General features: G+C 39.5%; 22 protein-coding genes and 3 tRNA genes. 10 read left to right on the forward strand and 15 right to left on the reverse strand.

The window, feature by feature from the left end; translation table 11 throughout:
- Positions 1-41: 41 nt before the first annotated feature.
- The 4 genes from LDM93_RS00925 to LDM93_RS00940 are packed head-to-tail and all read right to left on the reverse strand — an operon-like array spanning position 42 to position 3,670.
- Positions 42-746 (reverse strand): TIGR02453 family protein, encoded by a 705-nt coding sequence (locus LDM93_RS00925; protein ID WP_223890029.1) that lies wholly within the window; start codon positions 744-746, stop codon positions 42-44.
- A complete protein-coding gene (elyC, locus tag LDM93_RS00930) occupies positions 746-1,501 on the reverse strand; it encodes an envelope biogenesis factor ElyC (RefSeq protein ID WP_223890031.1) in 756 nt (251 codons plus the stop codon). Before elyC ends, LDM93_RS00925 begins: the two co-directional genes overlap by 1 nt.
- 3 nt (positions 1,502-1,504) lie before the next feature.
- Entirely contained in the window at positions 1,505-2,722 is a 1,218-nt protein-coding gene (locus LDM93_RS00935; protein ID WP_223890033.1) for a saccharopine dehydrogenase family protein, read from the reverse strand.
- Positions 2,723-2,755: 33 nt separating this feature from the next.
- Complete coding sequence (locus LDM93_RS00940; RefSeq protein ID WP_223890035.1) at positions 2,756-3,670, reverse strand: AEC family transporter; 915 nt, start codon at positions 3,668-3,670, stop codon at positions 2,756-2,758.
- Positions 3,671-3,728: 58 nt separating this feature from the next.
- On the opposite strand from LDM93_RS00940, the gene LDM93_RS00945 reads away from it, so the two are divergent.
- Entirely contained in the window at positions 3,729-4,286 is a 558-nt protein-coding gene (locus tag LDM93_RS00945) for a DedA family protein (protein WP_223890041.1), read from the forward strand.
- Positions 4,287-4,340: 54 nt separating this feature from the next.
- On the opposite strand, the gene LDM93_RS00950 is transcribed toward LDM93_RS00945, so the two are convergent.
- The 3 genes from LDM93_RS00950 to speA form a co-directional block, all read right to left on the reverse strand.
- Complete coding sequence (locus LDM93_RS00950; RefSeq protein ID WP_223890043.1) at positions 4,341-5,507, reverse strand: pyridoxal phosphate-dependent aminotransferase; 1,167 nt, start codon at positions 5,505-5,507, stop codon at positions 4,341-4,343.
- Positions 5,508-5,575: 68 nt separating this feature from the next.
- Positions 5,576-6,277: a serine O-acetyltransferase gene (cysE, locus tag LDM93_RS00955; protein WP_223890044.1), complete on the reverse strand. Its 702-nt coding sequence runs from the start codon at positions 6,275-6,277 to the stop codon at positions 5,576-5,578.
- Between the two features lie 2 nt (positions 6,278-6,279).
- Entirely contained in the window at positions 6,280-8,145 is a 1,866-nt protein-coding gene (gene speA / locus LDM93_RS00960) for a biosynthetic arginine decarboxylase (RefSeq protein ID WP_223890045.1), read from the reverse strand.
- A 70-nt stretch (positions 8,146-8,215) separates the two neighbouring features.
- Between speA and LDM93_RS00965 the strand changes: the two genes are divergently transcribed.
- The 5 genes from LDM93_RS00965 (at position 8,216) to LDM93_RS00985 (ending at position 12,366) form a co-directional block, all read left to right on the forward strand.
- On the forward strand, positions 8,216-9,319 hold the full coding sequence (locus tag LDM93_RS00965) for an ABC transporter permease (protein WP_223890046.1): 1,104 nt from the start codon (positions 8,216-8,218) through the stop codon (positions 9,317-9,319).
- On the forward strand, positions 9,316-10,089 hold the full coding sequence (locus LDM93_RS00970) for an ABC transporter ATP-binding protein (RefSeq protein WP_223890047.1): 774 nt from the start codon (positions 9,316-9,318) through the stop codon (positions 10,087-10,089). The genes LDM93_RS00965 and LDM93_RS00970 overlap by 4 nt, the downstream gene beginning before the upstream one ends.
- Positions 10,082-10,993 carry an MlaD family protein gene (locus LDM93_RS00975; protein WP_223890048.1) on the forward strand — a complete coding sequence of 304 codons (912 nt, stop codon included), beginning with the start codon at positions 10,082-10,084 and terminating at the stop codon, positions 10,991-10,993. Before LDM93_RS00970 ends, LDM93_RS00975 begins: the two co-directional genes overlap by 8 nt.
- Positions 10,990-11,577 carry an ABC-type transport auxiliary lipoprotein family protein gene (locus LDM93_RS00980; protein ID WP_223890049.1) on the forward strand — a complete coding sequence of 196 codons (588 nt, stop codon included), beginning with the start codon at positions 10,990-10,992 and terminating at the stop codon, positions 11,575-11,577. The genes LDM93_RS00975 and LDM93_RS00980 overlap by 4 nt, the downstream gene beginning before the upstream one ends.
- Before the next feature lie 171 nt (positions 11,578-11,748).
- Entirely contained in the window at positions 11,749-12,366 is a 618-nt protein-coding gene (locus tag LDM93_RS00985) for a porin family protein (RefSeq protein WP_223890051.1), read from the forward strand.
- Between the two features lie 44 nt (positions 12,367-12,410).
- Here LDM93_RS00985 and hisS read toward each other — a convergent pair whose 3' ends face one another.
- The 7 genes from hisS to LDM93_RS01020 all read right to left on the reverse strand — a co-directional run bounded on the left by hisS (position 12,411) and on the right by LDM93_RS01020 (position 15,576).
- Entirely contained in the window at positions 12,411-13,622 is a 1,212-nt protein-coding gene (gene hisS / locus LDM93_RS00990; RefSeq protein WP_223890053.1) for a histidine--tRNA ligase, read from the reverse strand.
- Positions 13,619-14,200, reverse strand: coding sequence for a dTMP kinase (gene tmk / locus LDM93_RS00995; protein ID WP_223890055.1), 582 nt, complete (start codon positions 14,198-14,200; stop codon positions 13,619-13,621). The genes hisS and tmk overlap by 4 nt, the downstream gene beginning before the upstream one ends.
- Complete coding sequence (gene coaD / locus LDM93_RS01000) at positions 14,200-14,682, reverse strand: pantetheine-phosphate adenylyltransferase (RefSeq protein WP_223890057.1); 483 nt, start codon at positions 14,680-14,682, stop codon at positions 14,200-14,202. Before coaD ends, tmk begins: the two co-directional genes overlap by 1 nt.
- Complete coding sequence (locus LDM93_RS01005; protein WP_223890060.1) at positions 14,675-15,205, reverse strand: UbiX family flavin prenyltransferase; 531 nt, start codon at positions 15,203-15,205, stop codon at positions 14,675-14,677. The genes coaD and LDM93_RS01005 overlap by 8 nt, the downstream gene beginning before the upstream one ends.
- A 79-nt stretch (positions 15,206-15,284) precedes the next feature.
- Positions 15,285-15,359: transfer RNA gene (locus LDM93_RS01010), tRNA-Gly, on the reverse strand.
- 34 nt (positions 15,360-15,393) lie between these two features.
- Positions 15,394-15,469, reverse strand: a tRNA-Gly gene (locus LDM93_RS01015).
- Positions 15,470-15,491: 22 nt separating this feature from the next.
- Positions 15,492-15,576, reverse strand: a tRNA-Leu gene (locus LDM93_RS01020).
- A gap of 165 nt (positions 15,577-15,741) precedes the next feature.
- Between LDM93_RS01020 and LDM93_RS01025 the strand changes: the two genes are divergently transcribed.
- From LDM93_RS01025 to LDM93_RS01040, 4 genes are all read left to right on the forward strand, one after another.
- Positions 15,742-16,959: an NAD(P)/FAD-dependent oxidoreductase gene (locus tag LDM93_RS01025; protein ID WP_223890061.1), complete on the forward strand. Its 1,218-nt coding sequence runs from the start codon at positions 15,742-15,744 to the stop codon at positions 16,957-16,959.
- A 141-nt stretch (positions 16,960-17,100) separates the two neighbouring features.
- Entirely contained in the window at positions 17,101-19,326 is a 2,226-nt protein-coding gene (locus LDM93_RS01030) for a DNA translocase FtsK (RefSeq protein ID WP_223890063.1), read from the forward strand.
- A 155-nt stretch (positions 19,327-19,481) separates the two neighbouring features.
- Complete coding sequence (acnB, locus tag LDM93_RS01035; protein ID WP_223890064.1) at positions 19,482-22,049, forward strand: bifunctional aconitate hydratase 2/2-methylisocitrate dehydratase; 2,568 nt, start codon at positions 19,482-19,484, stop codon at positions 22,047-22,049.
- 205 nt (positions 22,050-22,254) lie between these two features.
- The gene (locus tag LDM93_RS01040; RefSeq protein ID WP_223890065.1) at positions 22,255-22,680 is read left to right on the forward strand and encodes a hypothetical protein; all 426 of its coding nucleotides are present in this window, start codon (positions 22,255-22,257) and stop codon (positions 22,678-22,680) included.
- Here the strand turns inward: LDM93_RS01040 and LDM93_RS01045 are convergent.
- Entirely contained in the window at positions 22,677-23,048 is a 372-nt protein-coding gene (locus tag LDM93_RS01045) for a YbgC/FadM family acyl-CoA thioesterase (RefSeq protein ID WP_223890066.1), read from the reverse strand. The two genes, LDM93_RS01040 and LDM93_RS01045, sit on opposite strands and share 4 nt — an antisense overlap.
- Positions 23,049-23,109: the final 61 nt, after the last annotated feature.

Genomic DNA, 23,109 nt, shown 5'->3' on the forward strand with positions numbered 1-23,109 from the left:
TTCCCTTGTTACATTTTGTCGGCGAGCTTGAATACTATATTTTAGTAGAATTCTTCTGTACATTCCGTTACACATGTAAGTTCATAGACCCATTGGTGCAAGTCAAGCATATCTTTATAGATCTTAAAGTTTTTGTCTATGATAGCTTCAGAGTGAAATGTTTCATCGGGTGGGAATGTCGTATAGACATACATCGCACCATAGAGGTAGAGGTAGGCATAGGTGTCATTTTTATCCAGGCCTACAGGATAACGTTTGAATTGGGGCTCAGGTACCGTATAGCCTTTTCTTTTGAGTGCTTCCAAGATGTGATGCAAACTTTCTCTCTTTGCATCATTTTTGATGTATTCTCTGTAGGTAGCTAGTAGTGGCGGCTTGAAATTACGTATACCCGCAGCGACAAAGACTTCAAAAGGATCATAGTGCATATAAAAAGAACTGCTTTGCATACGGTGCGTTGCACCCTGCCAAAATATGATACCGATACGTTCTTTGATCGGGTCAAGTCTGTGAAATCTGGCATCACGATAGATACGAAAGAGGGATTTGTTTATTTTGGGTATGGCGTGAATAGTCGGTACAAGTATCTGTAAATGTTCACCCATCTCTTCCACATAGGCTTTATTGGGTGATACGATATACTTTTCATACGCTTCTTTATGATCATCAAGCCACTCTTTGGAATTGTTGATGATGATGTTATCGAGGAAGGCAAGTCCCTCTTTGGGAAATCCGGTAAAAGACATCATATCCCTTTCACTTTTTGCCAGATCAAGCCTAAGATCTCATGAAATACGATACGAGACTTTACCAGTGCTTCAGAAGAAAAGAATTTGCTATAGTTTAAGTGCTGTATGCTTGCCAAATGGTTCGTTGGTGCAGGGATCGGGTGCAATCCCTCATTTTTGAAAAAGTACATTGCTCTTGTCATATGAGATGCTGAGGTGACTAAGATAAATGGTTTATTACCCAGTAATGCTTTTGCAGCTATGGCCTCTTCTTCTGTATCTCTTGGTGCTGGACGAAGTATGATCTGTTCTTTTTTTACACCTAAAGCCAAAGCTAATTTCTCTTGCATCACCGCATGGGTTGTAGGATCGAATAATCCGCTGTACCCTGAAACAATGATACTGGCTTCTTCGTGCAGTTGATGGTAAAGGCGTATGCCTTCAGTTAACCGAACAACAGAGGCTTCAAAGATCTGAGAGGTAATGGGAAAACTTTCATCCGTATGATGCCCCCCACCTAGAACATAGATATATTTGACATTCTCAGGTGCATGGTGAAGTGTCGCATTTTTCGACTCAATACTATGTAAGAGTGTATTGGCAACAGGTGGATAAGAAAAGAAAAATAACCATAAAACACTCAATATAAGCATGAACTTTGCTGGTTTAGTTTTGTTTCTGTAGAGTAATACTAATGCTAAAACGATGAAAAACACCCCAAGTGGAAGGGGCATTAAAAACATAGAGATAAATTTTTTGAGTAAAAAATCCATTATTTACTCTACGATCCTTGTTTCATCTGCTCCAAGTTCCATGACTTTCCAAGGCAACCCTTGCTTGTTCATCTCCTCCATAAATGGATCAGGGTCAAGCTCTTCCATGTTGAAGACGCCTTTACCATGCCATTTACCTTCGAGCATCAGTTTCGCTCCAATCATGGCAGGTACACCCGTCGTATAACTGACACCTTGGCTCATCACTTCTGCATAACATTTTTCATGATCACTGACTTGATAAATGTAGATGGTTCTCTCTTTACCGTCTTTGATACCTTTTGCAAAGATTCCGATGTTCGTTTTACCTTTTGTACGTGGTCCCAGACTAGCAGGATCTGGAAGCAGGGTAGCAAGGAATTCCATAGGGACGATCTTCATCCCTTTATGTTCTACTTCCTCGATGCCAAGCATGCCCACATTTTCAAGACATTTCATATGTGTCAGATAACTCTCTCCAAATGTCATAAAAAATCTGATACGTTTTAGCCCTTTGATATGTTTCACCAAAGACTCCATCTCTTCATGGTAAAGCAGGTAGCTGTCTTTTGGCCCCACTTCAGGATAGTCCCATACCTGTTTTATCTCCATCGGTTCTGTCTCTATCCACTCTCCATTTTCCCAGTATCGACCTTTCGCAGAGACTTCACGAAGATTGATCTCCGGGTTGAAATTGGTAGCAAAAGGATACCCATGGTCCCCTGCATTACAGTCGAGGATGTCAATAGTATGTATTTCATCAAAGTAGTGTTTCTGTGCATAGGCACAAAATACATTCGTCGCTCCAGGGTCAAAACCGGACCCAAGTAAGCCCATGATGTTCGCTTTTCTAAACTCTTCATATCTGGCCCATTGTTCTTTGTACTCAAATTTCGCTGTGTCAGGGTGTTCGTAGTTGGCTGTATCGAGGTAATCTACCTGCATCTCTTCACAGGCATCCATGATGGTAAGATCCTGATAAGGAAGTGCCACATTGATGACAATACTTGCACCGATAGCAGCAATGAGTTCTTTAAGTTCAGGTATGGAATCTGCATCTACTGTTCGTGTCTGTATCTGAACACCTGTTTTTTCTTTTACATTTGCGGCGATTGCATCACACTTACTGAGCGTACGACTTGCCAGCGTGATATCTCCAAATGTATCAGCATTCATTGCACACTTAAAAGCAACAACATTTCCGACACCACCGGCACCGATGATAAGGGTTTGTTTAGACATGGGAACTCCTAGTAAAGTTATAGGGTTATTTTATCACAAATAGTAGTGATTTATAACATAGCTTAGCCCGAATAACAAAGGCATAAATAAAAGTGTACTAAGCAAGATAAGCGAAGTGACATCTTTAGGTCTGCAATTATATAACGAAGCCAGATTGATGTTGGCAACTGCCAGAGGTACCATCATTTCCATAAAGATCACACCTTGTACAAAAAGAGAAAGGTTTGTAAAAGAGAGTATGAGGGCAGTAGCCAACGGCACAATGACAAACTTTTGGCTTATGGTCCCTATAAAAAGCTTGGGATGCAGCTCTTTTATACATATACCCTGCAGGAACGTTCCCAGTAAAAAAAGTTGCAAGACGATACCGGCATAGGCACCCATTTTGAAAAATTCAATGATCTCTGTACTTAGAGGTACCTCATAAATATTGATGAGTATCGCTACAATCGAAGCTGGGATAATAGGAATTCTGATGATGTTCAAGAGTGACTCTTTGATACTGAACGAACCTCGAGAATAGATGTAGACACCGATGATATAAACGACAAATACATTGGCTATATTGATAAGGGTCGTGTAGATGACAGAGGCTTCTCCAAAGAGGGCGATACCCAAGGGGATACCTATGTTTCCTGTGTTCCCTACAAATCCGGCAATGGAAAATATGGCCCTCTCTTTGGGATCATTGAAAAGTGCCTTTCCCAGTAGGATGGTTGGAAAGAGCAGGAGAAGGATAATGGCAAGATAGATGAGTGGGACATAAAGGTGCTCACTATTCAGTCTGGCTGTACTAAAACCCCAGATGGTCACAAAGGGTTGCAAAAAGTAGACAGACATCAGGGTCAGTGTTTTTGGATTCATCTCTTCTTTAAAGATCCGTTTGGCCATATAGCCTAAAAGTATAAAGACATAGACAAAGAGAATGCTCAATAGTGTTTCAATCATGAGAAGGATTATAACTTATTTTGGGTATGATTCATTAATAAACTATTTAGGATTTTTTATGGATTTTTCTTCTTTAGAGACTTGGGGTTACTTTGCCATAGCCTTTTTTGCATTTGGCGGTTCACTCTTTATTGTTGCGGCAGCTGGTGTGTTTTCATTTATGGGTAACATGGATCTGACTACTGCCTTGGCAGTTGCAACCGTATCAAACTTTTTAGGAGATATCTTTCTTTTTTATCTGGGGAAATACCAGAAAAAAGAGATACAGCCTTACTTCGCAAAACATAAACGTAAAATAGCCCTTGCCACGCTCATCATGCGTAAGTACGGGGTATTGGCCATCTTTATACAGAAGTTTCTCTATGGTATCAAAACCCTTGTACCACTCTCTATGGCACTTGCCAAATATGACTTTAAAAAGTTTGCTTTTTATAATGTATTTGCCTCTATTGTATTCGTCTTGACGATAGGACTGAGTGCGTATTATTCAAGTGAGTTTATCATTGCAGTGTTTACGTATATCAAGATACATCCATGGATAGCACCGGTGATCTTGTTTAGTATTATAGGTGCAGTATGGTTTGTTATGGAAAATATGACTAAAAAGAAAAAGTAGTTTAAAGTGAATTTAGACCAAGATATTTTCTTGGTCTAAAGTGTAAAAAGAGTCTTACTTTTTACTCTGTACAAACTTTTCAATACGTCTGATACCCTCACGGATCGTTGTGATATCTGTAGCAAATGAGAATCTAAAGTAACCTTCTGATCCGAAACCTATACCAGGAACAACAGCAACACCCGTAGACTGAAGCAGTTCTTTACAGAATTCTATAGAATCATTCGAGACATCTTTGATATTGACGAAGAGATAAAATGCACCTTGCGGTTTAAGTACAGAAAGACCGTCAATGTCGTTAAAGAGGTTTACTGCCTCTTCCGCTCTTCCTTCAAACGCTCTTCTCATCTGTTCTATTTCACTGTCGACTTCACCAAGCAGTGCAGGTATAGCCGCTTTCTGGGTAATGGAATTGATGTTTGATGTACTTTGGCTTTGTAGCTTGTTCATCGCAGCAATGAGTTCTTTGTTCGGTGTTGCCAAGTATCCAAAACGCCATCCTGTCATCGCTACAGATTTGCTGAGACCATTCACAGTGACAGTCCTTTGGAACATATCTTCACTGATACTTGCCGCGGCTACAAAGTCAATGTCATAAACAAGCTTCTCATACATTTCATCACTGACCACCATGATATCTGTACCTTTAAGTACGGCTGCCAGTGCTTCAAGTTCCTCTTTAGAATAGACTGAACCAGTCGGATTTGACGGTGATGTCAAGATAACCATTTTTGTTTTAGGCGTAATGGCAGCTTTGAGCTGTTCAGCAGTCATTTTGAATCCACTGATCTCATCTGTCTCTATGATGACGGGTATAGCACTTGCATATTTAACCAATTCAGGATACGTGACCCAATATGGAGAAGGAATGATAACCTCGTCACCTTCATTCAGTACCGCTTGAAAAAGATTAAAAAGAGACTGTTTTGCACCATTACTGACGATGATGTCTGAAGGTGCGTAGTCAAGGTTATTGTCTCTTTTTAGTTTTGCCGATACAGCTTCTAGAAGCGCTGGTATACCTGGTACTGCCGTGTATTGCGTAAACCCTTCGTTGATCGCTTTGATAGCCTCATCTTTGATACGTTGCGGTGTACCAAAATCCGGTTCACCAGCAGAGAAAGAAAGAATATCTTTTCCTTGTGCTTTTAAATCACGAGCAAGTGAAGAGATGGCTATAGTAAGAGATGGAGAGAGTGTTTGGATACGATCTGAAAGCATGTAAAAACCTTTGATTATAAATTGGCTAATTGTATCGAAAAATGCGTTAAAAACCGCAACATATATGTCTAATCCATAGAGTGGATAAAGTTATCATAAAGCTTCTCAAGTTCATGGTCTTTTTCTTTAATATGCGCATTGTCCCCGGTTTCAATGGCAGTTTCAAGTACAGCAAGACGTTTGAGAAGATACTCAAATATCTCTTTGTTGACATCAGGGATTTTATTGTGACTGAGCGGGGTGTTATCATATCCACGTTTAAGGACACGTGCAGGGATGCCTACAGCCGTTGAATCGGCAGGTACATTTTTCACCACCACCGAGTTGGCACCGACTTTGGAGTTACTCCCTACGGTAATGTTCCCCAGTACTTTAGCCCCTGCACCGATCACGGCACCATTTTCTACGGTCGGGTGTCTTTTCCCTTTTGTAAGACTGACTCCACCAAGAGTGACCTGCTGATAGATAATAACATCATCACCGATGATCGCCGTTTCACCGATAACCACTCCCACACCATGGTCAATGAAAACCCTGCGGCCAATGGTTGCAGCGGGATGTATATCTATCACCGTTAAAAACTGTCCGACTGCAGAAATGAGTCGTGGAAGAAATCTTAGTCCTTTTTGGTAAAGCGAGTGTGCCAAACGATGAAACAGTAGTGCCCATAATCCAGGGTAGTTAAAAAAGAGTTCAAAAGTAGAGTGCAGGGCAGGATCATTTCTTTTTACATTAAGAAAATCTTCTTTGATAAGACTAAATGGGTTCAATACTAACGCTCCTCGTCAATGGCTTGTATGGTCTTAAGATAGCTGTTTTCACTTAAATAAAGGTAAAGCTTCCCTAAAAGTTCACGTTTTTCTTCATGGCCGAGATGTTCAGATTCTTCTATATGATATTTGAGTGTTTTATCCATAAGATACGTATCATAATCCAAATCATCTAAAATATCCATAATGTTTTGTGCTTCGATCAGATTATCTATAGTATGTTTTCCTTCTTCATCAAAATGGATCACTACTTCAGTAGGGTGTGTAAAGAGGTTATGTTTCATGCCCAAGACCTCTTGATATGCTCCTGTAAGGAAAAAGGCTAAAAAGTACTCTTCTGTATCCACATCGATATCATGCAGGTAGAGTGGGAATTCACGATTAAAACCTATTTCTCCATCACTGTCGCAGGTGATATCCCAAATGCTTGCAGGGTTGGTAGGTTTGGTATCCAGGCGATCTAAAGGCATAATTGGAAAGTGTTGTGCCAGACCCCAAAAGTCAGGCAGTGACTGGAACGCTGAGAAATTGACAAGGTATTTTTCCTGTATACGGTCTTGCAGTTTTTTGAGTTCATCACTGTCTTCATCTTTGAGTAAGGCGATAGATTTTTTGATGATAAGGTTGACAAGTATCTCTGTATTTGAACGGTCTTCAAGGTCAATGTATCCTAGATCAAAGAGCGTGAGAAGGCTTTCCATATGATCAAGTGCATCATGCAGGTATTCTCTGGCCCGTTCACGGCTTAAAGAGTTAAAAAGATCATAAAGTTCTTCTACCAGCGGAGGGTTAACCTCTTTAAGACGCAGTCCTTTCTCTGTATACTCTTGGGAGAAGAGTTCAAGTACCGGTGCAATAAGCACAGAGTGGGAAGCGGCGACATATCGTCCCGATTCGGTAAAGATATCCGGCTCCTCTACACCTTTTCTTTTGGAAATATCCTGCATAAGAAAAACCACATCATTAGCAAACTCACGTAGAGAATAGTTTCTTTCTTGTTTATCTTCATGTTGGCTGTATTCAACAGCAAGGCCTCCACCAATGTTGATCGCTCCAAGTGCATCAGCCCCACGGTTTTTGAGATCTGCATAAATGTTTCCGGCTTCTCTCAACGCTTTTTTAAGTGGAGCGATGTCTCCCATCTGTGAACCTATATGAAAGTGGATCATCCAGAGGTAGTGTAGTAGATCATGTTTCTTTAGCATTTCATAGGCTTCAAGAAGCTCGGTGGAAGTAAGCCCGAATTTAGAACCGTAGCCTCCACTTTTTGCCCAGATACCTATACCTGAACTGTGTAGGCGTATACGTACCCCTATCTTAGGTGCAATAGGTGTCTCCGCTCCGGTATTAAATTCATCATTCACCTGGATGATCGTCTCTAACTCTGTCAAACCTTCTATGGTGACTGTGATGTTGTGTCCCATCTTTGCTGCGATGAAACAGAGTGATATCATCTCTTTGTCTTTAAAACCATTGACTGTAATAGGTGCGCCCAGAGGCGTTTTCGTCATCGCAATGATCAGTTCGGCTTTACTTCCTGCTTCAAGGCCATAGTTGTAATTTTTAGAAACATCCATAAGAGCATGCACAAAATTCGGAAATTGATTGACCTTTAGGGGAAAAACAGCTTGAAAATTCCCTTTGTATTTAAATTCCTCTTTGGCTTTTTCAAAAGTGTTAAAGAGTGTAGAGATCTGTTTTTCTAAGAGATGAGGGAAACGAAGAAGCAAAGGCCCTTTATAGCCTTTTTCACGTATCTCCTGTGTGATCGAGAGCAATGATGGTTTAGACGCATGATTGATATTGATAGTCTCACCCTGAATGATAAAGTTTTCATCACCCCAAATGTCTAAACCAAAATTTTTCATAATAGTACCTTGCTGTTTAATTATGATAATTATAGCCAAACTTAATCTAATCTTACCTATAATATTTCTTATGATGAAACAGTTCTTAACCTATGAAGCAGATCAACATCACCTTAAGCTTATCTCTACAGGAGAATGGATGCTTGGCACTGTGCTTCAAATAGAAAAGGAACTGCTCCAAATTCCTATTGATAAAAAGATCGTGTGGGATGTTTCAGGTATCAGTGATTTTGACAGTGCAGGGGTACTGCTTTTTATAGAATACTATAAACGATTTCAAAATGAAACTGATGTGGAGATCGTAGGTTATACAGAGAATCAAAAAGATATGTATACGCTTCTGAATAGAAATATCCCGGAGAATGAACTTCCTAGAAAAAAAGGTATGTTTGAAAACCTGGGTAAAAGAACTTATGAGATATTGGATGATATCAAGAGTTTCATTACCTTTTTAGGACATCTCTTTTATGCGATGTTTCATACCTTTGTAAAACCTAAAGATATACGTTTTAAAGAAACCATCTATCATATTCATCAATCAGGGTTTAATGCCATTATTATCATAGCCTTAACGTCATTTTTAGTCGGGATGGTTATTTCCTATCAGGGCTCAGTTCAGTTAGCCAAATTCGGTGCAGATATTTTCATCGTAGATACGGTCGCGATATCCATTACCAGGGAGTTGGGACCTATGATCACTGCTATTGTGATTGCAGGACGTAGTGGTTCTGCCTATACTGCTGAAATAGGGGCCATGAAAATTACAGAAGAGATAGCCGCCATGCGTACTATGGGTTTTGACCCTTATACTTTTTTGGTACTTCCGCGTATCTTTGCTTTAATGGTTGCCCTCCCATTGTTGATCTTCTTTGCTGATCTGATAGGTATTTTGGGTGGTATGGTCGCTGCGAGTATGCAATTGGATATTTCTATGGGATTGTTTACCCAAAGACTTTATGAAGTGTTGGAAGTGAAACATTATTTACTGGGTATGATGAAGGGACCGGTTTTTGCATTTCTCATTGCTGCTGTAGGGTGTTTTAGAGGATTCCAAGTCTCTTACAGTACAGAGAGTGTAGGGCTTCATACGACAGCGTCAGTGGTGAATTCCATCTTTTTGGTGATTGCTTTTGATGCACTATTCTCAGTGATATTTACGGAGCTTGGATTATGAATACGGTCATTCAAGTGAAAGATGTCATAACACGATTTGGTGAAAGAACGATTCATGATGGGGTGAGTCTTCATATTGATGAAAATGAGATCTATGCTATTCTGGGTGAAAGCGGTTCAGGAAAATCAGTACTCATGAAAGAGATGATCATGCTCCTTGAACCGAGTGCAGGGGAAATAACTGTTTTGGATAAATCCTTAAGCAGTATAAGTTTTAAATATGCACAGGCCTTACGCAGTGACTGGGGTGTACTTTTCCAGTTTGGCGCACTGTACTCTTCTTTGACGATCGCAGAAAATATAGAAGTGCAGCTGAAGGAGTATACCGACCTTTCGAAAGTGATGAGAGATGGATTGGTACAATCCAAGTTGGCACTGGTAGGATTAGAACCCCATGTGGGTAGTTTGTATCCTTCCGAGCTCAGTGGAGGGATGGTAAAACGTGCAGCGCTTGCAAGAGCATTGGCAATGGAGCCCAAGCTCCTTTTTTTAGATGAACCTACATCGGGATTAGATCCCATAGGCGCACGAAATTTTGATGCACTTATTGTGGAATTACGTGATCTGTTAGGTATCACTGTCGTCATGATCACGCATGATCTTGAGAGTATTTTCAGTATTGTAGACAGGATGGCCGTTTTGGCAGATAAACATGTGGTTGCACAGGGGTCATTGGAAAATGTGTTACAATCACAACATCCCTTTGTAGAAAAATTCTTTAAGAATGAGTACACAAAAGAGAGATTTAAGGACAAGGTAAAAGATGTATAGCAGAGTCAATTATACCATTGTGGGAATCTTCGTAGTGCTTTTTGGTGCAGGTATGGTATGGTTTGCTTTTTGGCTTGCTAAATATGATCTGCAAGAAGAATTTGATACCTATAAACTTGAGATGCATGAGTCTGTTTCAGGCCTTTCCATAGACTCTAATGTAAAATTACGTGGTGTAGATATCGGCAGTGTCAGTGCTATACGCATTAATCCTCAAGATATAGAAAAAGTTGAAATATTCGTCAAAATAAAAAAAGGCATACCTATTAAAGAAGATATGGTAGCATATACAGCCATGTTTGGTGTTACGGGACTTTTGTCTATAGAGATCGATGGCGGTACAAATGCAGCTAAAACCTTAGAGCCTACAGAAGACTATATCCCGCTTATTAAGACAAAACCTTCCTTCCTTACAAAGTTAACAGGTGACATTGGTGGAGCGAGCGGAAGAATTGAAGCGCTTTTACTGCAGAGTCAAAAACTGCTTTCAGATCATAATATTGAAACGTTGGGAGATATTCTTGGTAATATAGAACAAATGACAGCCAGAGGTGAAGAGGTGGAAGAAAAAGTGATACTCTCTCTTGATGAATTCAGAGTATCTTTGGCAAATATGAATAGAGATTTCAAACAGATACAACAAGATTTTGCAGAGATCAAAGAAGTGACTGTGCCTACCATCGATAAATTGATGGAAACAAGTAAGAATTTCAATCGTGTGACACTCAAAGTTGAGAATACTATAAACAGAGGAGATTATAATCTAAAACAGATTTTTGAACCTATGCTCATAGAGATACGCATACTGACCAATCAGCTTACTGCCATGTCAAGACAACTCGAACAAAATCCTAGTGAGTTGCTTTTTAAATCCAGAAAATCAAGAAAAGGACCGGGGGAATGAGAAATAGTACACTTCCGTTTATAGTAACTATGATGATAGCAGCAGGATTGATAGGATGCAGTAAAGCACCTGTGATCAACGTATATAGTCTCAATATTCCTCAGGTCCAAACAGAGACTGCCCGTGCGTATAAAGATAAAAGTATCAAAGTGACTTTCCCTCAAAGTATCAAAGAACCGTTGTCTGAAAAAATGCTGTTTTCCTATACAACAAATGATAGAGGAACATACCAAAATTCTCAATGGTCCAATCATATGAGTAGAATTCTGCAAGGTACCTTCATTGAGGTTTTAGATAACAGCAGGCTCTTTAAAGTCGTACTCTCAGATATGTCAACTCTTGAAGAAAACTATAGATTGGAAAGTAATATTTTTGATTTTGAACATCAAGTGCGAGGCAGAGTCTCTTATGCTGTGGTCTCCATACAATTTACTCTCATCAATGCAGATACGGGAAGACTGGTGAAAAGTAAAAGATTTTCTTACCAAGAGCCTACACCAACGACAGATGCGAAAGGCTATGCGCTTGCAACCAATAAAGCGATCATTCAACTCAGTCAAGATCTGTTGGAATGGCTTAAATAAAATTGATACACCTCATGTATTAAATTGAGCGCAGAAGTAAAAAATTTCAATAATATCAAGATATTTGATTAAAAAACACTTTTTATGCAGTAAAATTTGTTTATTTAAGTTAATACGTATTAATATTTATAATATTAATTATTTGATTGTATTCAAACAAAGGAAAAATAGATGAAAAAAGCATTAGTGGCAGCTGCACTTTCAGCACACATGACAACACAACTTTTTGCCGGAGGAGATTTCGCTCCTGTTAAGGTACATGAACCAGTTTTAGAAGAAGTCGAGCAAGCACATGGACATCATGAAGAGTCAAAGTTTTATGTTGTAGTTGCCGGTATGATGCTACTGGGTGATGAGATCCAACATGGTGAGGCACTCCTAGATGGCAATGATGAGTATGGCTACGGTTTTGGTATCGATGTAGGATACAGACTTGGGAATGGATTTGCACTTGAGTATGACTATACCTATGGAAAGAATACGGTGTATGAGATTACAGCGCATGAAGAAGTAGAAGCTACATCAACATACCATACATCAGCATTAGACATTGTATACACGTATGAAGCGACACATAATCTGGGTATTTTTGGGAAAGTAGGATATGAGTTCGAGTGGGAAGAGATCTCAGAACTTGACATCAGTGAGAGAGAAAATGATTTTGTATTTGGAGCAGGTATTGAATATGCACTCAATGAAAAGTATAAATTACTAGCTGAGTATGAACATTCATTGATAGAAGGACCACATGGTGACGCTATCCTTGCAGGTATAATGTATAACTTCTAAGTTGTAAAAATTAATACGAAACCTATTAGGTTTCGTATCATCATTTAGAGTTCATTGATAGCAATGACTCGCTCTTCTTTAGTTTCAAGATCTTTTATCCATACAGTTCCATTTTTCAGTTCATCTTCTCCGATGAGAACAGCATATTTTGCATTGGATCGGTCTACACCTTTCATATGGCTTTTAAAACCTTTGGAGCTGTACTCAACTGTTACTTTATCCGTAAGACGTTTTTTTGTTGCAAGTTTGAGCAGTGATGGGATAGCATCTGGAGTCATCGCACCCATATAGTAACCCTCAGCCTCTTTTTCAGGCATTTTCACAAGTTCCATAATACGCTCGATACCTAGAGCAAATCCTACTGCAGGAGTCGGTTTTCCATCTAGGAACTCAACAAGCCTGTCATAACGTCCGCCACCTGCGATAGCACTTTGTGCACCGATCTCACTGCTTACAAATTCAAATGCTGTTTTTGAGTAGTAGTCCAAACCTCTTACAAGGTTGTCATTAACTGTGTATTTAATACCTTCTTGATCCAGCAGCTCTTTAAGCTTTTTAAAGTCCGGGTCACACTCTTCACAAAGGTAGTCTTTAAGTTTAGGAGACTCTACAAGCAATGTTTGACATGTATCATTTTTACAGTCAAGTACACGGATAGGGTTGGTTCCTATTCTTCTGTTACAATCTTCACAAAGTTCCTCTTTGATTTCAGTGAAAGAGCTAACCAGTGTCTCTTTATACTTTGGCATACATATTTTACAACCGAGTGAGTTGATCTGTAGTTCATAGCCGATCCCGAGTGTATCAAAGATCTGTGCGATCATCGAAATGATCATAAAATCTTCATAGACAGATGCTTCGCCAAAACTTTCACATCCAAACTGGTGAAACTCTCTGAGTCTTCCTTTTTGCGGTTTTTCATAACGGAACATCGGTCCATAGTAGTAGAACTTTTGTTTGACCGGTTGGCGGTCAAGTTTTGCAGAGATAAAGGCACGCACCACACCTGCTGTGCCTTCAGGACGCATACAGACATCATTTTCACCTTTATCGATGAACTGGTACATCTCCTTCCCTACAATATCAGAGCTTTCTCCTACCGAACGTTTAAAGAGTGCGGTCTCTTCAAGAATAGGCGTTTCGATATATCCATAACCGTAACGCTTTGCAATACTTGTAGCAGTGTTGATGATATGTTCAAAACGTTCACTCTCTTCAAAAGTAAGGTCTTTCATGCCTCTAAGCGGATTGATCATAGTGTGTTCCTTAAATAATCTGTTATTTGTGTATGTATCGTTGCTATATCTTCTGTCGCATCTACAAAAAGATGAGGGATACCAAGTTTGAGTATACTTTGTTTCATATGCTCTTGAACCTTTAAAAGATACTCCAAGCCTCTAAGTTCAATGCCATCCAGAGATTTAACAGAAGTCCGTGCTTCCAGCGTTTTCATATCAGTCAAAAACAAGATGACCTTGTCTGGGAAATGGCCTTCAAGAGCAAAGCGGTTGAGACTCACAAGTTCATCAAAATCAAAATCACCATTGGCGAGAGCGTACCCTATGCCAGAAAGAAAACCTCTATCAGAAATGATGACCTTATGTTGATTTGGAGAGATCACTTCTTGGTAATGTTCCGCTCTGTCAGCTAAAAAAAGCAGAAGTTCTGCACGTTTGGACGCTAATGAATCAGAAAGGAGTATCTCTCTGGCTTTTTTACCAAATGCAGTGCCACCAGGTTCATGTGTGATGATGATCTCAGGGTGTTTTTGTGAGATAAGTTCGATCTGTGTACTCTTCCCACATGTGTCTATACCTTCAAAAAGTACATACATTAGCGTGTACACTTTATAAGATCTAGTGCTGCCTCTGGGACAAGATGTTCAACTTTTCCATCAAAGTTTAAGATGGAACGAACCACAGAGGAGCTCACAAAAGCATGTTCCAATGTTGGCATGAGATAAACGGTCTCTAACTCTTTTTTGAGTGAAGCATTGGCATAACCCATTTGAAGTTCATACTCGAAGTCACTTACCGCTCTAAGACCTCTTACGAGGATATTTGCATCTAACTCATCTGAAAGATCTACAAGAAGACCTTGGAACCCTATGACTTTTATTTTAGAGAAGTCCTTTGTTGCAGCTTTTACCATATTTATACGTTGGTTAAGAGTAAACATTGGTTTTTTAGCCTCTGAGTCTGCCACTGCAACGATAATTTCATCAAACATATGACAGGCACGTGTGATGATGTCTAAATGCCCATTAGTAATAGGATCAAAAGTTCCAGGGTATATTGCACGTCTTTTCTCATTCATGTTCACTCCATCTTTCATATAGATTATTGTCAATACCTAACACATCATACCACTTTCCAATGATAAACTTTTCCATATCTTCCAGAGAAGATGACTCAGAGTAGTACCCCATCACAGGCGGTGCGATGATGACTCCTAGTGCGGCTAATTTTTGCATATTCTCCAATGCTATGGCAGAAAATGGTAACTCTCTGGGCGCAAGAAGCAACTTCTTCTGCTCCTTGATTGCTACAGCAGCGACACGTGTGGCGAGGTTATCACTTATCCCACAGGCCACCTTCGCCAAGGTATTCATACTGCAAGGAATGATCGCTGTTACATCCACTCTAAACGAACCCGACGAGATAGATGCTGCGATATTCTCACTGGAGTGTAACGTCACATTTTTGTTTTCAAAAGACTCTACAGTGAGGGCGTTATCAGAAACGATCACATGTGCATCGATGTGCTCAGGTAAAAAGTCAACAAACTTCTTACCCAATTGAACACCACTTGCACCGGTAATTGCCACAACGAGTTTCATGATATGCCTTATTTTTTATTAAAAGGGATTATAGCAAAAGAAATTAAGAGTTTGTATTGGGGTAAAGATTGCATCGTTATGGAGCGGGCGAACGGGTTCGAACCGTCGACCCCAACCTTGGCAAGGTTATGCTCTACCACTGAGCTACGCCCGCATATTGATCATGTGTGTAAAATAATTTGTGAAAGTGGAGCGGGCGAAGGGATTCGAACCCTCGACAGCCTGCTTGGAAGGCAGGAACTCTAGCCACTGAGCTACGCCCGCATGTATATTATGTATATTTTGGTGGTACCGCAGGTCGGATTCGAACCGACACGCCCGAAGGCAGAAGATTTTGAGTCTACCAAGTCTACCAGTTCCATCACTGCGGCATGCATAATAAAATGCAGAAGGGATTTTACTCCTAGGGAGCTTAAAGAAGGGTTAGTAGATGACAAATATAATCGTATAAAATATCTATAAATTATCCAATCACAAGCCATTAAATTTATATTAAGAGTGTAAAATGGACTATAAAGCAACGCTTAGGGAGAGATATGATGAAAAAAGTATTGGTGATCGGCGGAGGTTATGGTGGACTGAGAGCTATTGAAACACTGGCTAAATATGAAGACATAGATATCACTCTGATCGATAAAAATCCTTACCATTATTTACAAACGGAGGCGTATGGCTATATCGCAGGTCAATTTGACATGCATGACGTTGCGATCGATCTGAAGAATTGGTGTGAAGGATTTAAAGAAAGAGTAAAGTTCATCCATAAAGAGGCTACGTCTATCAATTTTGAGCAGAAGAGCATACATTTAAACGGGACAGACCTTTTTTATGATTATCTCATCCTTGCTACAGGTGCAAAAACAAACTTTTTTTCATTTATTGAGGGATTAAGAGAGAACAGCTATGGTGTGAAAAATCTGGAAAGAGCACACAATTTCAGAATAAAGTTTGAAAACCTTATCTATCAAAAATTGCAGCATAAAGAGGGCTCTATCGAAGGGGAACTTAACATTGCTGTGGGTGGAGCAGGGCTTAGCGGAGTAGAAGTGGCTGCTGAGATGGCATATGTGCTGGATAATTACAGTAAAACGATCGGTGATACAGCAAAAGAGATACATATCTATCTTATCGATGCAAGTGAGACCATACTTCCAGGTATGGGACAATACAGCATCGACAATACAAAGAAGAGATTAGAAGCATTGGGTGTCAAGATACTCACAGGTACTTTTATCAACACGGTTGACGCTACACACGTACATTTTAAAAATGGTGAAAAACTACCCTATAGTTTTATGATCTTTACGGGTGGGATCAAAGCATCATCACTCAATGATAAGATCGAGAATGAGAAAAACCGTATCAATCAACTCATTGCCGACCCGGAGCTCAATATTAAAGGTCAGAAAAATGTCTTTGCCATAGGTGATTGTGTGGAGATCAAAGACACAGAAGGTAACATTTTGCCTCCCACAGCACAAATTGCCGAAAAAAGTGCAGAGTATGTAGCAAAAACCATTAGACAAAGAATAGACGGTGTGCAATCTCAGGCATTTGATGCTGATGTCTCGGGTGTCTTTATCGCACTGGGTGGAAAATATGCAATAGGTGAAATGTTCAACTATATCAAGGTTAAAGGGTACACTGCCTATCTACTTAAAAAAGCGATCACACACGCCTATTATCTAGGACTTCGATTACGTATCAATACAGGGTTTAAAAATCGTATAAAAAAGCGTCGGTTTCGAGCATAAAACTAGAGAAGAGATGGCAGGGTTTAAAATATATGGTTCTTTTATGATGAGTGAAAATATGACATTTTGACCCTTTTTCATAGGGATTTATTTTAATTTGTTATAATATCTTCATTATTTAATATTAATTTAGGAATAGCATTGAAAATTACAATTATTATTACGGCCATACTTTTTATTTATGCTGCATTTTCTACAATCTTCCATGAGACAGCACTGGTGGGTGATATAGGGAAAAAAATAGGAGATACCAACCTCTATTTATTTGGGTACCTTGCATATATCAATATTTTTATTTTATTTTATCCGCTTTATAAACTTTATACCGATGCACGTGTGAGAAAAGATATTGATTTTTATTTGGGATGGATACTCTTCTTTATTGCACTTATACTCTTTAGCTCTTTGGTATTGGAAGTACAATATAGAGGTTTTATAGGTACACAGATCGTTGAATTCTTGTACCCGTTTATCGGTAAAGCGGGGCTCTGGTTATTTTGGTTGATGATTATCTCACTCTCTTTGGTATTTATTATCGATGATGATTTCGATTTCTCCCGATTTAAAATGAAAAGACCTGAGGTTTCATTCTCTTTTGCATGGGTAGGAAGTATGTTCTCTATATTGGGAAGAGTCTTGAAGAAGATATTTACAAACCCTTTTGCTTCACCTTCTCTTGAAGATGAGATGATGCCTGTACTTGAAGAAGCAAAGCCAAAGAAAAAACGTGTCAAAAGAAAGCCGGATCCAAAAAAGGTTTTAACGAAAACAGAACCAGAAACAGTACAGGCATTGGATGAAGTGGATGATCCTGTACTCAATGAAATACTCGAACTTGAACATGAGATGGAAATGCATACTTCTTTAGACCAAGGCGCTACAAGCAAGTCCCATGTTCAGATCATCAATGAGCTTGAAGAAAACTCTAAACTCATGGAGCAGATAGAAAAAGGAAAAGTAGATAAGCCTAAAAATTTCAAACTGCCTAAACTGGATTTTTTACAAAAAGCACCGAAAACAACAAAAAAGGTCAATGAAGCAGAGATAGATAGAAAGATAGAAGAGCTACTCTCAAAACTTGAACAATTTAAAGTAGAAGGTGATGTGGTACGCACCTATAGTGGCCCTTTGGTTACGACATTTGAGTTCAAGCCTGCACCCAATGTCAAAGTTTCTAAGATCTTAAACCTCCAGGATGACCTTGCTATGGCACTTTCTGCTGAAACGATCCGTATACAGGCACCAATTCCCGGGCGTGACGTTGTGGGTATAGAGATACCAAATGAAACGGTAGATACCATTTACCTTCGTGAGATACTTGAGAGTGATCTATTTAAAAACTCCAGTTCTCCTTTAACCGTAGCTTTAGGTAAAGATATCGTAGGCAAACCGTTTATCACAGACATTAAAAAACTTCCGCATCTGCTTATAGCAGGAACCACGGGATCGGGTAAATCTGTAGGTATCAATGCGATGATCCTTTCCTTGCTCTATAGAAATGATCCTGATCAGTTGAAGCTGATGCTGATTGATCCCAAGATGCTTGAATTTTCTATCTATAATGATATACCGCATTTGATCACACCCGTCATCACTGAACCTAAAAAAGCCATTGCGGCACTTGCCAACATGGTAGGGGAGATGGAACGTCGTTATAAATTGATGGCAGAGAACCGTACAAAAAACATTGATAATTACAATGAAAAAGTGAAAGCTGACGGTTCTGCAGAGCCTTTCCCTTTCATTGTTGTCGTGATAGATGAGCTCGCTGACTTGATGATGAATGGAGGAAAAGAGGTAGAGTACTCCATAGCTAGATTGGCGCAAATGGCAAGAGCGAGTGGCATACACCTTATTGTTGCAACGCAGAGACCAAGTGTGGATGTTGTGACAGGGCTCATCAAAGCCAACCTTCCATCAAGACTAAGCTACCGTGTAGGTCAACGTATAGACTCTAAAGTGATCTTGGATGCAATGGGGGCAGAAAGTCTGCTTGGGCGTGGTGATGGTCTCTTTACTCCTCCTGGTGCGACAGGACTGGTACGTTTACATGCACCATGGAATAAAGAAGAAGAGATCGAAGAGATCGTTGAGTTCCTGAAAGCACAACGCGTCCCTGAGTATGATGAAAGTTACCTTGTTGCGGGTGGAGTAACTGCAAGTGAAGGAGAGGGAGGAGACATAGATCTTGATCCTCTTTATGAAGAGGCAAAGTCAGTGGTGTTGACAGATAAGAAAACGTCTATCTCCTACTTGCAGCGTAAACTACAGATAGGTTATAACCGTTCTGCAAACATTATAGAACAGCTTGAAGCGATGGGTGTATTAAGCGCACCTAATGCAAAAGGTAACAGAGAAATCGTCTAAACCTCCATTTTAACCTGAAAAGAGACTTAAATGGTCTCTTTTCATGTAACCATACGATACAAATAAATTATCTGATTCATATCTTCATCTTATAGAACACAAAATCAACTATTTTTTTGTTAATATACAGCACAAAAATTACACAGGAGACCATAATGGCCTTATTAGAAGAGTATAAAGCACATACGGCTGAGCGTGCTGAGTTAGGTGTTCCACCACTCGCACTTACTGCTGATCAAACAGCACAGCTTGTTGAGCTATTAAAAACAAGTCCAATTGCTGATGTCGATTACGCAATGGATATGTTCCAAAATAAAGTACCTGCGGGTGTAGATGATGCAGCTTATGTAAAAGCAGCATTCTTAAACGATATCGTACAAGGTAATGTAACTTGTGATGCTATCGATGCAGTAAAAGCATGTGAGATCCTTGGATCTATGCTAGGTGGATTTAACGTTACTCCACTTGTTGAAGCACTTAAAATAGGTGGTGAAGTTACAGATACAGCTGCTGATCAACTTAAAAACACTATCCTTGTATATGATGCATTTAACGATGTAAAAGCACTTATGGATCAAGGTAATGCAAAAGCAAAAGAGATCGTAGAGTCTTGGGCAAATGCAGAGTGGTTCTACAACAAGCCAGAGATGGAAAAAGAGATCACACTTACTGTATATAAAATCCCTGGTGAAACAAATACTGATGACCTTTCTCCAGCGTCTGAAGCATTTACAAGAGCAGATATTCCATTGCATGCCAACTCCTTCCTAGTGAATAGAATGGATAACCCACTTGAGACTATGGATGAGCTTAGAAAAAAAGGTAACCCGTTAGCATACGTTGGTGATGTTGTAGGTACAGGTTCATCAAGAAAATCAGGTATCAACTCAGTACAGTGGCACATGGGTACAGATATTCCAGGTATTCCAGGAAAAAGAACCGGTGGTGTAGTTATCGGTGGTATCATTGCTCCAATTTTCTTCAACACTGCAGAAGATTCAGGATGTATACCAATTCAAGCACCGGTAGGTGAATTAGAGACTGGTGATGTGATCACACTTAAGCCTTTTGACGGTGTGATCGAGAAAAACGGTACAGTAGTATCTGAATTTAAACTTGAGCCAAACACAATCCCAGATGAGATGAGAGCTGGTGGACGTGTACCACTTATTATCGGTAAAGGTCTTACGGCTAAAGCTAGAGAAGCACTTGGTCTTGGTGCATCAGATGCATTCATGGCACCTGAGCAACCAGCTGACAACGGTAAAGGATTTACTCTTGCTCAAAAGATGGTTGGTAAAGCATGTGGACTTGAGGGTGTAAAACCAGGTGTTTACTGTGAGCCGGTTTGTACAACTGTTGGTTCTCAAGATACAACTGGAGCAATGACAAGAGATGAAGTAAAAGACCTTGCAGCACTTAGTTTTGGTGCAGACTTTGTTCTTCAGTCATTCTGTCATACATCTGCATACCCAAAACCAGCAGATATCAAACTTCACCATACACTTCCACAGTTTATGACGGAGAGAAAAGGTTTCACACTTAGACCAGGTGATGGTGTTATCCACTCATGGCTAAACAGAATGTGTCTTCCTGATACAGTAGGTACTGGTGCGGATTCACACACAAGATTCCCAATCGGTATTTCATTCCCGGCTGGTTCTGGTCTTGTTGCGTTTGCAGCGGTAACAGGTATGATGCCTCTTACAATGCCTGAGTCTGTACTTGTAAGATTTACAGGTGAAATGCAACCAGGTATTACACTGAGAGATATGGTAAATGCTATTCCTTACCAAGCGATCAAAGATGGTCTTTTGACTGTTGAAAAAGCTGGTAAGAAGAACATCTTCTCAGGACGTGTACTTGAGATCGAAGGTCTTGAGCAACTTAAGTGTGAGCAAGCATTTGAACTTTCTGATGCATCTGCTGAGCGTTCAGCTGCTGCATGTACAGTTAAGCTTGACAAAGAGCCTATCATTGAGTACTTAGAGTCTAACATCGCATTGATCGAAGAGTTGATTGCTCAAGGTTACGAAGATAAAGCAACACTTGAAAGACGTGCACAGAAAATGAGAGACTGGATTGCTAATCCAGTGTTATTGGATGCAGATGCAGATGCTGATTATGCAGCGGTGATCGAAATTAACATGTCTGAGATCAAAGAGCCGATCGTAGCATGTCCAAACGATCCAGATGACGTTAAAACACTTTCTGAAGTGCATGCAGCAGGGCTAAAAACAGATATCGATGAAGTATTTGTTGGTTCTTGTATGACAAACATCGGTCTTTTCAGAGCAAATGCAGAAGTACTTAGAGGTGAAGGTCAAGTAGATACTAAACTTTGGATCTGTCCTCCAACGAAAATGGATGAGAAGACACTTACAGAAGAGGGGTACTATTCAGTATTCGGAATGGCTGGTGCACGTATTGAGCCTCCAGGATGTTCTCTATGTATGGGTAACCAAGCAGCTGTTAAGCAAAATGCATGGGTATTCTCTACATCAACAAGAAACTTCGACAACAGACTTGGTAAAGGTTCTCAAGTATACCTTGGTTCTGCTGAGCTTGCTGCGGTGGTTGCACTTAAAGGTAAGATCCCAACAGCTGAAGAGTATTTAGCAATTGTATCAGATAAGATCAAGCCAGAAATGACTGATGATATCTACAAATACCTAAACTTTAACAAGGTTTCTAAAGAAGATCTTGAAGCGATGGTTGAGTAGTCAACGTCAATTTTCTTCACTTTCCTACCTTTTTCAGGTAGGAAACTTCAATCTCTATTTTAAATTTTTCCTTCTTTATTTCTATCTATATCCTCTCTTTTTAAACTATAAAATAATTTCTTAACTCATTATATAATTAAAATTTATGTTATAATATTTTTGTTACAATAAATTGAGTCATAAATCATAAATTAAAGGAGTGAAAATGGGTATGTTAATGATTGCGATTGCTATAGGTTATTTTGGAAGTATTGCTGCTTTTCTTATTATGGAAGAGATGTCGTTAAAAGATTCTGATTTTTCTGATATTAAGGATGCTTTTACAAAAGAGCTTAGTCTGGATGAGAGTTTATCAAAATATGGTACGGTTAAATATATGGCCATGTATGTTGCAATTGTAGCTATTATTGGATTAGTAGTTTCAACACAAATTCTTATACCAAATAGTTTTGGCTTAGGATTTGACATGGCCTATGTATTTTTACCGGCTCTGATCGGATCGCTTATTATTTTATTGGTCAAATGGAGATTTCAACCTCTGCTAAAACTCATTTCTTCATTTATGTTCGGAGCAGGATATATAGGCGCATCTGCATTTGCAGTTGCTGCTTCATATCTTTTCCTAGCTTAAAATGCTTTGAAGATATCCTCGAATTCTTCGGGGATACGGCAAGGTTTTCCTTCATCGATATAGACTAAAAGAACTTCCATACTAAAGACTTTCACCTCTTCTTTCCATACTTCTTGTAAAAGTACCACGGATGAGCGTTTCATCGTCAATATCTTTGTTGTCACATTAAGCATATCACCCAGTGCAGAAGTGGCTAAAAAACTGGCTTTGATGTCACGTACTACAAACCCGTTGTGATCACCTAATGTAGGTTTCACTCCTCTTTGAAAAAAGATCTCTGAGCGTGCACGTTCACAATATTTGATGTAATTGGTATGGTAGACAATGCCACCTGCATCTGTATCTTCGTAGTAGACCCTTATTTTCATACTAAACTCCCTTATTTACAGTATTTCCTAGCTCTTAAGTTTCATTTACTCAAAGGATACC

It is taken from the genome of Sulfurovum sp. TSL6, assembly GCF_019972115.1.
GTDB lineage: Bacteria > Campylobacterota > Campylobacteria > Campylobacterales > Sulfurovaceae > Sulfurovum.

Excerpts from the sequence above, each read along its gene's own strand:
- acnB (WP_223890064.1), top strand. The coding sequence starts at position 19,482 with ATGGCCTTATTAGAAGAGTATAAAGCACATACGGCTGAGCGTGCTGAG.
- LDM93_RS00985 (WP_223890051.1), top strand. The coding sequence starts at position 11,749 with ATGAAAAAAGCATTAGTGGCAGCTGCACTTTCAGCACACATGACAACA.
- LDM93_RS00940 (WP_223890035.1), bottom strand. The coding sequence starts at position 3,670 with ATGATTGAAACACTATTGAGCATTCTCTTTGTCTATGTCTTTATACTT.
- LDM93_RS00970 (WP_223890047.1), top strand. The coding sequence starts at position 9,316 with ATGAATACGGTCATTCAAGTGAAAGATGTCATAACACGATTTGGTGAA.
- LDM93_RS00965 (WP_223890046.1), top strand. The coding sequence starts at position 8,216 with ATGATGAAACAGTTCTTAACCTATGAAGCAGATCAACATCACCTTAAG.
- LDM93_RS01025 (WP_223890061.1), top strand. The coding sequence starts at position 15,742 with ATGATGAAAAAAGTATTGGTGATCGGCGGAGGTTATGGTGGACTGAGA.
- LDM93_RS01005 (WP_223890060.1), bottom strand. The coding sequence starts at position 15,205 with ATGAAACTCGTTGTGGCAATTACCGGTGCAAGTGGTGTTCAATTGGGT.
- LDM93_RS00975 (WP_223890048.1), top strand. The coding sequence starts at position 10,082 with ATGTATAGCAGAGTCAATTATACCATTGTGGGAATCTTCGTAGTGCTT.
- LDM93_RS00950 (WP_223890043.1), bottom strand. The coding sequence starts at position 5,507 with ATGCTTTCAGATCGTATCCAAACACTCTCTCCATCTCTTACTATAGCC.
- LDM93_RS01040 (WP_223890065.1), top strand. The coding sequence starts at position 22,255 with ATGGGTATGTTAATGATTGCGATTGCTATAGGTTATTTTGGAAGTATT.
- LDM93_RS00945 (WP_223890041.1), top strand. The coding sequence starts at position 3,729 with ATGGATTTTTCTTCTTTAGAGACTTGGGGTTACTTTGCCATAGCCTTT.
- LDM93_RS01045 (WP_223890066.1), bottom strand. The coding sequence starts at position 23,048 with ATGAAAATAAGGGTCTACTACGAAGATACAGATGCAGGTGGCATTGTC.
- elyC (WP_223890031.1), bottom strand. The coding sequence starts at position 1,501 with ATGGATTTTTTACTCAAAAAATTTATCTCTATGTTTTTAATGCCCCTT.
- LDM93_RS00935 (WP_223890033.1), bottom strand. The coding sequence starts at position 2,722 with ATGTCTAAACAAACCCTTATCATCGGTGCCGGTGGTGTCGGAAATGTT.
- LDM93_RS00925 (WP_223890029.1), bottom strand. The coding sequence starts at position 746 with ATGTCTTTTACCGGATTTCCCAAAGAGGGACTTGCCTTCCTCGATAAC.
- coaD (WP_223890057.1), bottom strand. The coding sequence starts at position 14,682 with ATGAATGAGAAAAGACGTGCAATATACCCTGGAACTTTTGATCCTATT.
- tmk (WP_223890055.1), bottom strand. The coding sequence starts at position 14,200 with ATGTATGTACTTTTTGAAGGTATAGACACATGTGGGAAGAGTACACAG.
- speA (WP_223890045.1), bottom strand. The coding sequence starts at position 8,145 with ATGAAAAATTTTGGTTTAGACATTTGGGGTGATGAAAACTTTATCATT.
- LDM93_RS00980 (WP_223890049.1), top strand. The coding sequence starts at position 10,990 with ATGAGAAATAGTACACTTCCGTTTATAGTAACTATGATGATAGCAGCA.
- hisS (WP_223890053.1), bottom strand. The coding sequence starts at position 13,622 with ATGATCAATCCGCTTAGAGGCATGAAAGACCTTACTTTTGAAGAGAGT.